At 74.2% G+C, this 14,594-nt stretch carries 9 protein-coding genes; 3 read left to right on the plus strand and 6 right to left on the minus strand.

The features are described 5' to 3' along the window. Window positions 1-3 precede the first annotated feature (3 nt). A complete protein-coding gene (locus tag ABZK10_RS08350; protein WP_353808720.1) occupies window positions 4-1,893 on the minus strand; it encodes a hypothetical protein in 1,890 nt (629 codons plus the stop codon). Beyond that, window positions 1,890-4,796, minus strand: a complete 2,907-nt coding sequence (locus tag ABZK10_RS08355) for an MMPL family transporter (protein ID WP_353808721.1) — start codon at window positions 4,794-4,796, stop codon at window positions 1,890-1,892. The genes ABZK10_RS08350 and ABZK10_RS08355 overlap by 4 nt, the downstream gene beginning before the upstream one ends. A 129-nt stretch (window positions 4,797-4,925) precedes the next feature. Here ABZK10_RS08355 and ABZK10_RS08360 point away from each other — a divergent pair, with 129 nt between their 5' ends. Beyond that, complete coding sequence (locus ABZK10_RS08360) at window positions 4,926-5,879, plus strand: nucleoside hydrolase (RefSeq protein WP_353808722.1); 954 nt, start codon at window positions 4,926-4,928, stop codon at window positions 5,877-5,879. Window positions 5,880-5,913: 34 nt separating this feature from the next. On the opposite strand, the gene ABZK10_RS08365 is transcribed toward ABZK10_RS08360, so the two are convergent. Both ABZK10_RS08365 and ABZK10_RS08370 read right to left on the minus strand, forming a co-directional pair. Continuing rightward, complete coding sequence (locus tag ABZK10_RS08365) at window positions 5,914-6,372, minus strand: DUF3806 domain-containing protein (RefSeq protein WP_353808723.1); 459 nt, start codon at window positions 6,370-6,372, stop codon at window positions 5,914-5,916. Window positions 6,373-6,450: 78 nt separating this feature from the next. Next, a complete protein-coding gene (locus ABZK10_RS08370; RefSeq protein WP_353808724.1) occupies window positions 6,451-7,815 on the minus strand; it encodes a carboxylesterase family protein in 1,365 nt (454 codons plus the stop codon). An 88-nt stretch (window positions 7,816-7,903) separates the two neighbouring features. Here ABZK10_RS08370 and ABZK10_RS08375 point away from each other — a divergent pair, with 88 nt between their 5' ends. Next, window positions 7,904-8,698 (plus strand): alpha/beta fold hydrolase, encoded by a 795-nt coding sequence (locus tag ABZK10_RS08375; protein WP_353808725.1) that lies wholly within the window; start codon window positions 7,904-7,906, stop codon window positions 8,696-8,698. A gap of 166 nt (window positions 8,699-8,864) precedes the next feature. Here the strand turns inward: ABZK10_RS08375 and ABZK10_RS08380 are convergent, their stop codons facing one another. Further along, the gene (locus tag ABZK10_RS08380) at window positions 8,865-11,132 is read right to left on the minus strand and encodes a beta-glucosidase (protein WP_353808726.1); all 2,268 of its coding nucleotides are present in this window, start codon (window positions 11,130-11,132) and stop codon (window positions 8,865-8,867) included. Between the two features lie 178 nt (window positions 11,133-11,310). Between ABZK10_RS08380 and ABZK10_RS08385 the strand changes: the two genes are divergently transcribed. Then, the gene (locus ABZK10_RS08385; RefSeq protein ID WP_353808727.1) at window positions 11,311-13,584 is read left to right on the plus strand and encodes an alpha-L-rhamnosidase-related protein; all 2,274 of its coding nucleotides are present in this window, start codon (window positions 11,311-11,313) and stop codon (window positions 13,582-13,584) included. Here the strand turns inward: ABZK10_RS08385 and ABZK10_RS08390 are convergent. Beyond that, window positions 13,538-14,590 (minus strand): LacI family DNA-binding transcriptional regulator, encoded by a 1,053-nt coding sequence (locus ABZK10_RS08390; RefSeq protein ID WP_353808728.1) that lies wholly within the window; start codon window positions 14,588-14,590, stop codon window positions 13,538-13,540. The genes ABZK10_RS08385 and ABZK10_RS08390 overlap by 47 nt on opposite strands. Between the last annotated feature and the right edge of the window lie 4 nt (window positions 14,591-14,594).

The raw sequence follows: 14,594 nt of genomic DNA on the forward strand, positions 1-14,594 counted from the left end.
CGGTCAGTCGGCCCGCGCCGCCTCGAGCGCGGACTCGCCCGATCGCCGTCGCACGATGCCGGCCAGCGCGAGCCCGGCGCCCACGAGCGCCCACACGAGCAGTGCGACGATCGGGCCCCATCCGGAGCCCACGTCGATCGCGGCGAGCAGCAGCGCGTCGGCCGGGCCGGTCGGCAGGAACGCCGCGAGCGCCTCCAGCGGGTCGGGCACCGTCGACGACGTGCCGACGACGAGCGCGACCACCGCCACGAGTGCGGCGAGGGTGCGCCCCACGCCGTCGAACGCCGCCGCCAGCCCGTGGTTGACGAGGGCGAACACCACGCCGAGGTACGTGCACGCCGCCACGAACAGCAGCCAGAACGCCGGGTCGACCGAGAGGAAGCCCATGAGCGTCACGCCCACGACGGCGCCCTGCGCGGCGCCCAGCCCGACGACCGGCCGCGCGCCGCGCACGAGCAGCCGGAACGACGAGTCGGGCCCGAGCAGCGCCCGGCCGGGCACCGCCCGTGCCGCGAGCGCGAGCACGAGCCCGCCGACCCACAGCGCGACGACCGCGAACAGGGGCACCGACTGCGTGCCCGATGCGGGCAGGTCGAGCGAGGCCGTCACGGGCTGGGCGACGACCGCCGACAGCGTCGAGATGTCGTCGTCGGTGTAGGTCGGGATCTGCTCGACCGCCTCGGCGAGCCCGTCGGCGAGCTGCGCCGCACCCGAATCGAGCTCCCCGGCGCCGGATGCCACGCCCTCCGCGCCGCTCGCGACCGACGCTCCGCCCTCGGCCGACTCGCCGGCGCCCGCCGCGACCTCGTTCGCGCCGGCCGAGGCGGAGTCGACGCCCGCGACGAGCCCCGGGATGCCGTTCGCGAGCTGCTGGTTGCCGGCCGCGACCTGGTCGGCCCCGGCGGCGAGCGCGGCGACGTCCTGGTTCGCCGCCTGCAACCGCCCGAGCGCGGCGGTCGCCCGGCTGCAGACCGTTCCGGGCCCGGGCAGCGCGCACACGTCCGACACGATGGTCGCGAACTCGTCCGTGGCCCGGGCGAGCGCCGCCGAGCCCGCGTCGACCGCGGCCGCGACCTGCGCCGATCCGGCGGCGAGCTGGGCGGTCTCGGCGGGCAGCGGCTGCACGGATGCATCGAGCTGCGCGAGCCCCGCCGACAACGACTCGGCGCCCGCGTCGAGCGCGTCGAGCCCGGATGCGAGCTGCTCGGCGCCCGCCGCCAGTTCGTCGCTGCCCGATGCGAGGCTCGCCGCGCCGTCCGCGAGCTGTGCGGCGCCGTCGGCGGCCTGGCCGATCGACGCGTTGAGCTGGTTGAACCCCTCGTACACGTTCGAGAGGTACCGCTGGGTGAGCTCGCGGTTCAGGGTCGCGACCGCCTCCTGCACGAGCACCGCCGTGAGCGCGGGGTCGAGGTACGCGGTCGCCGGGGTGGTCTCCACGGTGAGGCTCGCCTGCACCGCGTCGGACGCCGGCCCCGAGATCGACGTCGCGTCGGCCGAGAACGACGGGGGGATCGTCACGACCGCCGCGTAGGTGCCCTCGGCCAGCCCGGTCGCGGCGTCGGTGTCGTTGGTGAGCACCCAGCCGAAGTTCGGGCCGGTCGGCGCGGGCGTCGCCGTGGCGTCCGCCCCCGGATCGTCGGGCGCGCCCTCGCCCGCGTCGCCGCCGATGAGGTTGGCCGCGAACTCGCGACCGAGCGGCACCGTCTGCCCGTTCACGGTCACGGGGTCGTCGTCGTTCACGATCGCGGCGGTCACCCGGTCGAGGTGCTTCGCGGGCGCCGACAGCGCCCATGCCAGGAGCACCGCGACCAGCACCGGCAGCACCAGGAGGCCCACGACGGTGATCCATCCGGGCCGCTCCACGCCGCGCGTCGCGCCGAACGCGGGCCTCACGAGCGGCCCCAGCTCTCGGCGAGGCGCGGCGCGCCCGCGAGCGCGAGCAGCACGCGTGGGGCGTCGGCCGGCACGAGGTCGTCGGCGGCCCCGGGGTCGGCGCAGGCGACGACGAGGGTGAGCGGATGCCCCGTGCGAGCCTCCGCCCCGCGCCGCGCATCGGCCAGCACGGCGCGCACCTCGTCCCTGGCCGCGGGTTCGGTGAGGGCGTCGGCCCCGTCGACCGCGACCACCCGCGCGTCGCCCGCGAGCGCCGGCAGCAGCGCGTCGACCGGGTCGCGCGACTCGAGCACCGCCACCGCCGAGCGCCCGCGCACGGACGCCGCCCGCGTGGGCAGCACCAGGCCGGCGACCTTGCAGCGTCCCTCGACCATCGGCAGGCGTCCGGTGAGGGCCAGCAGCACGTCGGTGCGCGACGCTGCCGTGCCGCCCGTGACGAGCAGTGCACCGCCCGCGGGCACGCGCACGTCGAGCGGCGCGTCGCCCGGCGGCATCCGCTCGCACCGCCCCTCCTCGACGACGATCGCATGCCGGTCGTCGGGGGCGGGCCAATCGGCGAGCTCGTCCTCCTTCGAGAGGCCCTCGCCCTCGACGTCGAACGCCGGCAGCACCCGGTCGAGCCACGCCGGCAGCCACCAGGCGTGCCGGCCGAACGCGGCGAGCACCGCCGGAATGAGCGTCATCCGCACGACGAACGCGTCGATCGCGACCCCGACCGCGAGGCCGAACGCGATCGGCTGCATCGATGCCTCGCCGTTCAGGATGAACCCGCCGAACACGCAGGTCATGATGATCGCGGCCGCCGTCACGACGCGGGCCGAGCCGACGAACCCGCGCTCGACCGCGGCGTGCGCCTCGCCGTGGTGCACCCAGTGCTCACGCATGCGGCTGACCAGGAACACCTCGTAGTCCATCGCCAGGCCGAACAGCACGCCCATCACGATGATGGGCATGAAGCTCGTCACCGACCCCACCGATTCGACGTTCAGGGGCCCCGCGAGGAACCCGTCCACGAACACCAGGCTCGTGAGCCCGAACGCCGCCCCGATCGACAGGGCGTAGCCGAGGGCCGCGGTGACCGGCACCACGATCGACCGGAACACCATCGCGAGCAGCAGCAGCGACAGCCCCACCACCAGCAGGCCGAACGGCAGCATCGAGGCTCCCAGCCGCTCGGAGATGTCGATGCCGAGCGCCGTGTAGCCGGTCACGGCGAGCGAGACGGCGTAGTCGTCCACGAAGTGGTCGTGCAGGGCGCGCAGGCGCTGCACCAGCTCCTCGGTCTCGGCGGAGTCGGGAGCGCCGGTCGGGATCACCTGGATCACCGCCGTGTCACCCGTCTCGTTCGGGGTCGCGAGCGGCACGGATGCCACGCCGGGCACGTCCGCCACCTCGGCGGCGATGTCGTCGATGAGCGTCACCGGGTCGGTCGACTGGATGACCGAGCCGGTGAGGATCAGCGGCCCGTTCGTGCCCGGCCCGAAGTGCTCCGCGATGAGGTCGTAGGTGACCCGACCCGGGGAGCCCTCGGGCAGCGAGCCCGAGTCGGGCAGGGCGAGTCGCAGGCCGAGCGCCGGCACCGCGGCGAGCCCGAGCAGCGCCGTGACGAGCACGATCGTGACCGGCGGCCAGCGGGTCACGCCGCGCACCCAGTGGCCGAAGAACCCGCCGACGCGGGGCGGGGGCGGTGCGGATGCCTCGGGGTCGGGCGTGTCGGCGCCGGACGCGTCGGTGCCGGACGCGTCGGTGCCGGACGAGTCGGGGTCGTGCGTCGGCTCGGTGGCGTCCATCGGCACGGTGGCGTCCGTCGGCTCGCTGTGATCCCTCGGCTCGGGGGCATCCGCGCCCGGCGCCGCGCGGTCGTGTCCGGGCCGGAAGCGCCGCGGCACCACGTGCCAGCCCGCGAAGCCGAGCAGTGCCGGCGTCAGGGTGAGGGCGACGGTCGCCGCCGAGGCGACCGCGAGCCCCGCGGCCAGACCCGTCACGGTGAGGAACGGGATCTGCGCGACCGCGAGGCCGAGCAGGGCGATGATGACCGTGGTGGCCGCGAAGGCGACCGCCGACCCCGCGGTCGCGACCGCGCGCGGGGCGGACTCCTCGGGCGGCATGCCGTGCTTCAGCTGGTCCTGGTGGCGCGACACGATGAACAGCGCGTAGTCCACGCCGACGGCGAGGCCGAGCATGACCGCCAGCAGCGGCGCGGTCGAGGTCACCGTGAGCCAGCGCGTGCCGGTCAGCACGATCGCGACCGCGACGCCGACGCCCGTGATCGCGGTGACCAGCGGCATGCCCGCGGCGACCAGCGAGCCGAACGTGACGAGCAGCACGACCAGCGCGATCAGCAGGCTGGTGAGCTCGCTGATGCCGATGCCCGGGTCGACCTGCGAGTACAGCGCGCCGCCGACCGCGACCTCGGAACCATCGGGCAGCGCGTCCTGCAGCGTCGTCGCCTCGGCCTGGAGGGCGTCGGAGGTCGACGGCTCGACCGCCGTCGCGACCACCGAGAGCTGGATGGGCACGAGCACGGCGGAGTCGTCGTCCGAGACGTTCCCGGTCGAGGTGCCGCCGTACGGGTCGGTGACGCCGGCGACCTGGGGGATCGCCTGGATCGCGGTGACCGCGTCCTCCACCGCCTGCTGGAAGTCGGGGTCGGTGACGCTGCCGCCGTCGGGCGCCACGGCGATGAGCTGAGCGGACGTGCCCGAGAACTGCGGGAAGGTGCGGGCGAGGGCGTCGAGCGCGTCCTGCGACTGCGTGCCCGGGAAGGCGTAGGTGTTGTTCGTGCCGGCGCCGAGGAGCACCGCGAGGCCGAGCAGCAGGCCGAGCACGAGGATCCACCCGACGAGCACCAGGCGGCGGGCGCGATACGCCCAGCGGCCGAGCGCATACAGGGCTGCGGACATGCGCGGCCCCCCAGCTTCCATCGCAGGGGGGGTCGGATGTGAGCGCTCCCCAGACTACGACCGGGTGCCGCCGGACGGCAATGGGAACCACGCGGCCGCCACCGTCGCGCCTGGGGGAGGATGGGGCGCATGGCCACCCCCGACGCGCGCATGCCCGTGTACCTCGACTGCGACACCGGCATCGACGACGCCGTCGCGCTCGCGTACCTGCTGGGGCATCCGCTCGTCGACCTCGTCGGCATCGGCACGGTGTTCGGCAACACGAGTGCGGCGCAGGCGGCGGGCAACACCCTCGGACTGCTCGCGGCCGCCGGCCGCGACGACGTGCCGGTGGCGATCGGCGCCCACGACCCCCTGCGCGGGCGCTTCGCCGGGGGATCCGCGCACGTCCACGGCGCGAACGGCGTCGGCGGGGTCGAGCTGCCGGCCCCGCTGCATCCGCCCGTCGACGACGAGGACGCCGCGGGCATGCTCGCCCGCCTCGCCCGCGCGCACGCCGGGCGGCTGCGGGTCGTCGCCGTCGGCCCCGCGACCAACCTCGCCCTGGCCGTGCGCCGCGACCCGGAGCTCGCCGGGCGCGTGCACTCGGTCACGATCATGGGCGGCTCGATCGACGCGCCGGGCAACGTCTCGCTCGTCGCCGAGGCGAACTTCCGCAACGACCCGCTCGCCGCGGCCGCTGTGCTCTCGGCGCCGTGGCCGGTCGTGCTCGTGCCGCTCGACGTCACGATGCAGCACACCTTCGACGAGGCCCACCGGCAGCGGCTGCTCGCGGCGCCCGCGCCGCTGCCGCGCCTGCTCGGCGAGATGCTCGACACCTACCTCGGCTTCTACACGACCCGGTACGGCGGCGATCGGCGCTGCGCCCTGCACGACCCGCTCGCCGCGGCGATCGCGGTGGGCGAGGTCGGCGGCCTCGGCTGGCGGCACGGCAGGTTCCACGTCGTCGACGACGAGGGCCCCGACCACGGTCGGGTGGTCGAGCTCGAGCCCGATCCCGAGCATCCGGACGCGCCCACCGGAGCGGTGCTGCGGGCGGACGCGGGCGTCGACGAGCTGCTGCTGCGGCGCATCCTGGGCTGACGCCACCGGCCGGTCGCCGCACGCCCGCCGGCGGTCAGCGCCCCCGCCTGCCCCGCCTCGCGGGGTTGCTCGCACACTCGGCCTCGATCACGTCGGTGATGAACTGGCCCGGCTTCTCGGCCAGCCAGTTGCCCTCGACCAGCTGCACCGGGGCGAAGAACGTACGCGTGCGCGGATTGATGACGACGAGCTCGGGGTGGTACGGATCCGTGGTGATGCGCCACTCCAGCACCGTGCAGCGCACCAGGTGCTCGCCCAGCGCCACGCCCAGCGCATTGATGCGCGTGCGGGGGTCGCTGCGCTCCGGCGGGTTGATGCGCCGCCACCGCCCGGCCCAGTGGTCGTAGAGCGCCCGGACCTGCGCCGCGTCGGCGATGTCGGTGCCCGCGCCCTCGACGAGCTCGAGGTGCGCGTCGATCCACTCCCGCTCCTGCGGCACGAGCTCCGCCATGGGCGGCAGCACGCTGCGAGAGCGGTTTCCGAACAGGGGCATCCGCCTATTCTCGCGGGTGCGGGTTGCCCGGAGTCGGCACCAGTTCGGGGGGTACCGAGGGGGGTACTGCCCGCACCGCTACGGAGTCCCGACGCGCACGTCGCCCGACCAGCCGGGACCCGCCGCGATGCGCGCGGCACCGATGCGCCCGTGGCGGGCGAACTCGGCCCAGGCCGCACGCAGCGGGGCGCCGCCGTCGACGAGCGACCGACCGCCCGCGGGGCGGAGGAGCGGCGCACCGGCCCACGCGTCCGCCGGGAACAGCAACGGCACCTCGATGGCGTGCGCCGCGCCCACCGGACTGCCGTCGGGGCGCAGCGTGAGCACGGCGACCTGCACGCGAGCGCCGGCCCGCGCGAGCATGCGTGCGAAGCGCCGGCCGTCGCGCGTGTACGCGATGCGCGTGAGCACCCGCACGAGGCCGCGTCGCAGCATCCGCCCCACCAGCGGCACGCCGGCGATCGCGCCGAGCTTCGGGTCGATCTCCACGAAGTAGGACGCCTCGTCGCGGGTCCACGTGACGAGCACGTCGACCCCCGGCGCGCGCTCGCGCCAGCGGTCGTCCATCGCGTGCTCGGCCGGCAACGGCGCATGCCCGTACTGCGGTGCGAACGCCATGCTCGAGCGCAGGCCGTCGCCGGCCGATGCCTCCTTCGCGCGGGCCTGGGCCGCGAGCACGTCGTCGACCGGCGTGGTGGCGTCGAGCGGGCCGGCCGCGGCGAGCATCCGCTCGTGCATCCGCTCGCGACCGCCGCGGATACCGAACGGGGCGCTCTCGACGATCGCCCGCCGCACCAGGCCCGCCGCGCCGTCGGCGGCGAGCAGGTGCACGACCGCGTCCGCGCCGGAGGACTGCCCGACGACGGTCACCCGGTCGGGGTCGCCGCCGAACGCCGCGATGTGGGCACGCACCCAGCGCAGCGACTCCCGCAGGTCGAGCAGGCCGAGGTTGGCCGGCCGGTCGACGCCGTCGCCGAGGAAGCCGAGCAGCCCGAGCCGGGAGGTCACCGTGACGACCAGCACGCCCTGCTCGCGCGCGAGGGCGGCCGCGTCGTGCCCGGCCATGTCCCCGGCGCCCGACACGTACGAGCCTCCGTGCATCCAGACGAGCACCGGCGCCGGGGCATCCGACAGTTCTCGTGGTCGCGTGATCGTCAGGCGCAGGCAGTCCTCGTCGGGCACGCAGCCGCGCATCGGCGATCCGACGAACGCCGCGCTCGGGCTGGCGGGCTGCGGGCAGGCGATGCGCACCTGCTGGAGCCCGGCGCTCTCGGCGGGGTCGGGGTCGACCGGCTCGGGCGGCGCGAAGCGCGCGGCCCGCGCATAGCGGACGTTGCGGATGCGCACGACGTCGCCGTCGGCCATGGCGGGGAAGGCGCCGAGCGGCGTGTCGACCTCGACCCGCTCGCCCCGCACCTCCAGCTGCTCGGTGCGATCGCTCATCGGTGGTGCTCCACGGGGACCATCGTAGGTGTCGGCGCGCGACGGCGGCGTCGACCCGGCCCGCTGTGGACACGGCATGATGGCAGGCATGAGCGCAGCATTCCCGGGGATGACCGAGATGCCCGACCCGCAGTTCGTGATGAGCGTGAACGGGCGACGGCTCGCCACCTACCAGTGGGGCCCCGAGGACGGCCCGGTCGTGCTCTGCGTGCACGGCTTCGCCTCGAGCTGCCGCGACAACTGGGTCAGCACCGGGTGGGTGCGCGACCTCACCCGGGCCGGGTTCCGGGTGCTCGGCGTCGACCAGCGCGGGCACGGCGCGAGCGACAAGCCGCACGAGTACCGCGCCTACGACATGGACCGCCTCGTCGAGGACCTCGACACCGTGCTCGACACGTACCTGCTCGACTCGGTCTCGTACGTCGGCTACTCGCTCGGTGCCCGCGTCGGCTGGCAGTTCGCCGTCGCGCATCCCGAGCGCGTCGAGCGGGCCGTGCTCGGCGGCATCCCCGACGGTCGCCCGCTCGCGCGCCTGCAGATCGAGCAGGCCCGCGCGTACGCCGAGTCGGGCACGCCCGTCGAGGATCGCGTCACCCACAACTACGTCACCCTCGCCGAACGCGTGCCCGGCAACGACCTGCTCGCACTCGTGGCGCTCGCCGAGGGCATGCGCCACGGCCAGGCCGACCCCGACCCCGACGACCCGCCGCTGCAGCAGATCCTCTTCGCGACCGGCAGCGAGGACGCCATCCTCGAGCGCTCGAAGGCGCTCGCCGCGGTCACGCCGAACGGCACGTTCCTCGAGCTGGAGGGTCGGCACCACTTCAACGCGCCCGGATCGCGCGACTTCCGCCGCGCGGCCGTGGAGTTCCTCTCGGAGTAGCGCGCTGCGCGGTTCGATCTCCGCATCCGCGAATCGACCGGGTGTCGAGACCCGTCACGAAGCTGCACTCTGAGCGCGCAGAGCGCAGCCTTTCGACGGGTCTCGGCTCCCGGAGACGACGAACGGGGGCGGGACCCAGCGGCCCCGCCCCCGTCGCCTCAGGGGGCTACCTGATGGTGAAGGATGCCGCGGCGTCGGCCGAGACCGAGCCGCCGACGGTCACCACGTAGGTGCCCGGAGCGGTCGACCAGTCACCGGCAGCGGTGTCCCAGTACTCGAGCAGGTGCAGGTCGGCGAGGTCCTCGGCCGACAGGGTCACCTGCACGTTGCGGTGCTGGCCGGGCTCGAGCGTCACGCGCTCCCACCCGATGAGTCGCTTCGACGGCTCGCCCGTGGCATCCGGCAGCTCGAGGTAGACCTGCGCCACCTCGGTGCCCGCGACGTCACCGGTGTTGGTGAGCTTGAAGCGCACGCGGATCTCCTGGTCGCCCGTGGTCGACTTCGGGGTCACCGTCACCTGGTCGTACGAGAACTCGGTGTAGGACAGGCCGTGTCCGAACTCGAACAGCGGAGCGATGTCCTGTGCCTCGTACCAGCGGTAGCCGACCTCCAGGCCCTCGCTGTAGTCGACCTGGCGGATGCCGAACTCGTCGAGCACGCCCGGGTACTGCTCCTCCGAGCCTGCCGTCGGCGTGTCCGCGAGCGAGACCGGGAAGGTCATCGGCAGCTTGCCCGTGGGGCTGACGTCGCCGAAGAGCAGGCCGGCGAGCGCCGGACCCCACTGCTCGCCGCCGTACCAGCCCTCGAGCACGGCCGAGACCTCGTCGATCCACGGCATCTCCACCGCGCTGCCCGTGTTGAGCACCACGACGGTGTTCGCATTGGCGGCGGCCACCGTGGAGACGAGCGCGTCGCCGTCGCCCTGCAGCGCGAGGTCGGCGATGTCGCTGAACTCGCCCATGCTCTGGTAGCCGAACACGATCGCCACGTCGGCGGCGGCCGCGGCGGCCGCTGCTGCTTCGAGGTCGTCGCCATCCTCGAAGGTGACGTCCACGCCGTCAGCGGCAGCCCGCTCGGTGATCGCCGTCTCCGGCGAGACGAGGTCCTCGCAGGTGAGGGTTCCGGCACTGCCGAAGCGCCACGGCAGGGAGCAGACGGTGGCGGCGCTGACGCCGTCCTCGTTCGCATCGAGCGACGCGGTCGGGCCGATCAGCGCGATCGTCTCGCCCGCCTCAGCCGCCAGCGGCAGCACGCCGTCGTTGGCGAGCAGCACGGATCCCTGCTCGGCGATGGTGCGGGCGATCGCCTTGTGCGCGTCCGTGGATGCGTCGGCGACCGGCTCGTCGGGGAGCGGCGTGTCGAACAGGCCGCCCTCGATGTACGAGACGATGACCCGGGTCGCCGCCTCCTCGATGCGCTCCTGCGTGATGTCACCGGCGGCCAGGGCGGCGTCGAGCCGCGCGGGGCTGAACCAGCGCGGACGGTTGAGCTCCTGGTCGAGTCCGCCCATGAGGGACTCGGCCGTCGAGTGGACGGAGCCGAAGTCGCTCATCACGTAGCCCGCGAAGCCCGCGTCCGCCTTCAGGGCGACTTCGAGCAGGTCGGGGTGCTCGCAGGTGTAGACGCCGTTGACCTGGTTGTACGAGCACATCACGCTGGCCGGCTCGCCCCGGTCGACGGCGATGGCGAACGGCAGGTCGTAGATCTGCCGGAACGTGCGCTCGTCCATGTTCGACGAACTCGTCGACCGGCTGGTCTCCTGCTCGTTCGCGACGTAGTGCTTCGGCGTGGAGAGCACGACGCGACCGTCGTCGCGGTCCTCGATGCCGCGCACGCCGGCCGCGGTCATGAGGCCCGTCAGCACCGGGTCCTCGCCGAGGTACTCGGGCGTACGGCCCGACAGCGGAGTCCGCCCGCTCGCGAGCCCCGGCGCGAGGATCACGCTCTTCTGCTTGTCGAACGCTTCGGCGCCCTGCGCGTCGCCCTTCTCCTCGGCGAGGTCGAGGTTCCAGGTCGCGGCGACGCCGAGGGTCGCGGGGAAGGCGGTCACGCCGTCCTGGAAGCGGATGCCGTCGGGACCGTCGGTGTAGACGACCCACGGGGTGCAGGGCACCTGCTCGGGGTAGACGATGGGGTCCTCGCCGTTGAAGCCCGCGCGCCACTCGGTCGCGGTGGGGTCGTTCGCCGGCTGCTCCACCAGCCAGCGGTAGATCTGGTGCTGGCTGCTCGCGTCGAGCAGGGCGGCGGCGCGCTCCTCGGCGCTCAGCGAGGTGTCCATCCAGGCGACGGTGGAACAGTCGACCTCATCGGCCGCGGCAGGGGCCGCGGTGGCGGCGAACACCATGGGCGCGGCGAGTGCGGATGCCGCGAGTGCCGTGACCACCCCCCGCCGTCGTGCAGCGGGCCGTCGGCCCGTCGTGTCGGTATGCGTCATTGCGTACTTCCTCTCCACGTTGAGAGCCCCGGGACGGGGTTCGATCGATCGTGATCGTCGCTTCGCCTCCCCGCTGCACTCCGACCGGACGGCAAGGTGAAGCGGTTCAATGAAACGCTTCACAGCGTATGGTGGCAGCGAGCAGAGGGTCAAGACCCTTCCGCAGATCGGAGCGACGATGCCCGCAGACACCCCGACGACCCTGCGCCGGCACCTCGACGAGGTGCTCGGCACCTCACGAGCGGATGCCGCGCTCGAGCCGGAACACGGTCGGCCGGAAGAGCCGTGCCGCGACGGCAGGGGCTCCGGTCGAGGGCTCGCCCGAACCATCGGGTATGCGGTGCGCGACGGATCCGCGGACGCCGCGGCCACCTGGTGGTACGCGCCCGACCAGTTCGAGCTCGGTGTGATGCACCGGCTCGTGCGCGAGGGGTTCGCGGCCAACCGGTTCGTGCACTACGCGATGAACTTCGGCGCCACGGTGACCGTTGCCCGATACGCCCGCGGCCTGACGGCCGGCGAGACATCGCTCGAGCTCGCGGCCTCCGGGGTCGCGATCGTGCACGTCGACGGGGCGCCCGTGGAGGTGCACCGCGACGCGGTCGGGTTCCGCGTGCCCCTGCCCGACGGAGGCGGTCGGGTGGAGGTGGAGGTGCGCACCGTCGACGGGGAGCCGCCCGCGCTTGCCGAACTCGGCGCGGACACCGCTTGGTCCGTGGACGCCGGCGACGGGTGGCGCCCGTGCGAGCCTCGGGCCGGCACCGCGTCGACGGCCCCGCACGCGCTGGGCGAGCCGGTGGTCGAGGTGGCCGCGCGACCGGTCGGCATGACGGACTGGGAGGTGGACCCGCCCGTGCTCGGACGGCCCTACGTCGCGAGCGTGCAGCGTCCGCGCATCGGTGCGGGGGAGACCCGGGAGGAGGCGCTTGCCACCGCGGGCAGCGGCACCGAATCGGAGACGCGCATCGAGGTCGTCGAGGCCGCGCCGGGCACGTGGACCACGGCCCACGAGGCCGCGATCCGGTACCTGCACGTCGAGGCCGACGGCGGATCCGTCGATGCCGTGCGAGTCGAGGGGCGGCGTCGGCGGGCGGTGCGCCGCGGCGCGTTCGCGTGCAGCGACGACGTGCTCACCCGCATCTGGGGCACCGCCGCCCGCACGCTCGAGACGTGCATGCAGGGCCTGATGGTCGACGGCATCAAGCGCGACCGCATGCCGTGGATCGGCGACCATGCGCTCGGCATCCTCGCGAACGCCTTCGCGGCGGGCGATGCGGGCATCGCCCGCGACAGCCTCGTCGCCCTCGGCCGCCCGCGTCACGGCTTCGTCAACGGCATCGCGGACTACTCGCTCTGGTGGCTCATCGCGGTGCGCTCCCACCTGCGCCAGTTCGGCGATCTCCGGTTCGCCGAGCGCGAGGCGCCGCACGTGCGCCGGTTCCTTGCGACGATGGACGCCTTCGCCGACGCCGACGGGGTGCTCCGTCCGGTGGCGGGCGAAGACGCGTTCGGTCCTGCAGGCGAACGCGCGGTGTTCATCGACTGGGGCGTCGCCTTCGACGACGGACGCGACCCGACGGCCCTCCAGGTGCTCTGGTTCTGGGCGGTGCGCGACGGCGCCGAGGTGCTCGCCCTGGCCGGCGCGGACGACGCCGACGCATGGGCGGCGCGCGCCCGGGGCATCCGCTCGACCCTCCTCGCCCGGGCCTGGGACGACCGGAGTCGCGCGTGGAGGACCTACCTCGACGGGCCGGCCGCCGGCGACACGGCGGGCGATCACCGGGCCATCGACGCCGCACTCGCCGGCTACCCGAACTTCCTCGCGGTGCTCGCGGGACTCGAGTCCGAGGCGACGGATGCCGCCGAGTCGACGTGTGCGGAGGCGCGCGATGCGGCCGACGGTCGCGTCGCAGCGATCACCGCGACCACTGCCGGCACCCCGTTCATGCAGGCGTTCGCGCTCCTCGCGCTCTCGCGCCTCGGCGCTCGCGCCGCCGCAGTGGCGCGGGTCCGCGAACTCTGGGGCGGCATGCTCGATGCGGGCGCGTCGACGTTCTGGGAGGAGTTCGGCATCGACGCCGACGGCGGCCACGCCGCCATGTACGGGCGGCCGTTCGGGCGCAGCCTCGCGCACGCGTGGGCGTCGGGGCCGGCGGCACTGCTGCCCGAGGCCGTGCTCGGCATCCGACCGATCGACGACGGCTGGCGCACGGTGCGGGTCGCCCCGGAGCTCGGGGTGCTCGAGTGGGCGGCGGCGAACGTGCCGACGCCGGCCGGCGACCTCTTCGTGCACGCCGACCGGGAGCGCGTGCGGCTGGAGGTGCCCGCGGGGGTGACGGTACGGCTGCGCGGCGACGAGGTCCGGGGGCCGGGCGCCTTCACACGGCCCATCGGCGCGGCGGTCGTCAGCGGGACGACGCCGGCGCGGGGCCCCGGGTGGTCGACGACCTGACCTCGAGCCGGGGTTCGAGCACGACCCTGCGGTGCACGTGCTGCGCCGGATCGGTCGTGAGCTCGTCGAGCAGCAGGCCCATGGCCGTCTCTCCGATCTCGAGCCCGCGCATCGCGATCGTGGTGAGCGTGACATCGCCGTCCCACGACTGGGTGTTGTGGTCGCACCCGATGACGAGCAGGTCGCCCGGCACCTCGAGGCCCTCCGACTGGATGCCCCGGATCGCACCGATCGCGATGGCATCGGTCAGGCACAGGAGGCCGTCGGGACGTTCGGCGGAAGACACCTCGACGATCGGTCGAACCGCAGCCGCGCCCGCTTCGGGCGTGAGCGCCGCGGTCGGCACCGCATCTGCCACGACGCCGTCGCCGAGTTCCTCGATCGCACGACGGATGCCGCGGCGCCGCAGTTGCACGGGCTGGAACTCGTCGCCGCCGCCGAGCACCGTGATGCGTCGGCATCCGCGCTCGATCAGGTGGCGCGCCGCGAGGTAGCCCACGGCCTCGTTGTCGACGACGACCCGGCACGCGTCCTCGTCGCCGTCCCAGTTCATGAGCACGACGGGGCGACCGTGCGAGGCCATGCGCGCGACGTGCTCCGAGGAGTCCTCCATGGGCGCGAGCAGCAGGCCGGCCACGCGGGCCTCGTCGAAGAACCGCACGAACTGGCCCTGCGTGTCGTACGAGTCCTCGCTGCCGGCGAGGAGGAGGTTGTACCCCTCGCTGCGCGCGACGCGCTGCGCGCCCCGGGCGATGTCGACGAACATCGAGTTGCCGAACGCGATCGCGACCATGCCGATGTTGCTGCTGCGGCCCGTGGCGAGCGTGCTCGCGTTCGCGTTGCGCACGAAGCCGAGCTCTCTGATGGCGTCGTTGACGCGCTCGAGCGTCGCCGGGCGGAGCCGCGACGGGTGGTTCAGGGCGTGCGAGACCGTGCCGAGCGACACGCCCGCGAGCCGCGCGACGTCGGAGATGCGCGCGGGCTTCCGCGGCAGCTGGTCGGTCACGGTG

Source organism: Agromyces sp. SYSU T00194 (assembly GCF_040496035.1).
In the GTDB taxonomy this organism is placed as follows: Bacteria; Actinomycetota; Actinomycetes; order Actinomycetales; family Microbacteriaceae; genus Agromyces; species Agromyces chitinivorans.

Bases quoted from the DNA above. Each gene is read 5' to 3' on its own strand.
- ABZK10_RS08380 (WP_353808726.1), bottom strand. From the start codon at position 11,132: ATGACGCATACCGACACGACGGGCCGACGGCCCGCTGCACGACGGCGG.
- ABZK10_RS08370 (WP_353808724.1), bottom strand. From the start codon at position 7,815: ATGAGCGATCGCACCGAGCAGCTGGAGGTGCGGGGCGAGCGGGTCGAG.
- ABZK10_RS08375 (WP_353808725.1), top strand. From the start codon at position 7,904: ATGAGCGCAGCATTCCCGGGGATGACCGAGATGCCCGACCCGCAGTTC.
- ABZK10_RS08360 (WP_353808722.1), top strand. From the start codon at position 4,926: ATGGCCACCCCCGACGCGCGCATGCCCGTGTACCTCGACTGCGACACC.
- ABZK10_RS08365 (WP_353808723.1), bottom strand. From the start codon at position 6,372: ATGCCCCTGTTCGGAAACCGCTCTCGCAGCGTGCTGCCGCCCATGGCG.
- ABZK10_RS08385 (WP_353808727.1), top strand. From the start codon at position 11,311: ATGCCCGCAGACACCCCGACGACCCTGCGCCGGCACCTCGACGAGGTG.
- ABZK10_RS08355 (WP_353808721.1), bottom strand. From the start codon at position 4,796: ATGTCCGCAGCCCTGTATGCGCTCGGCCGCTGGGCGTATCGCGCCCGC.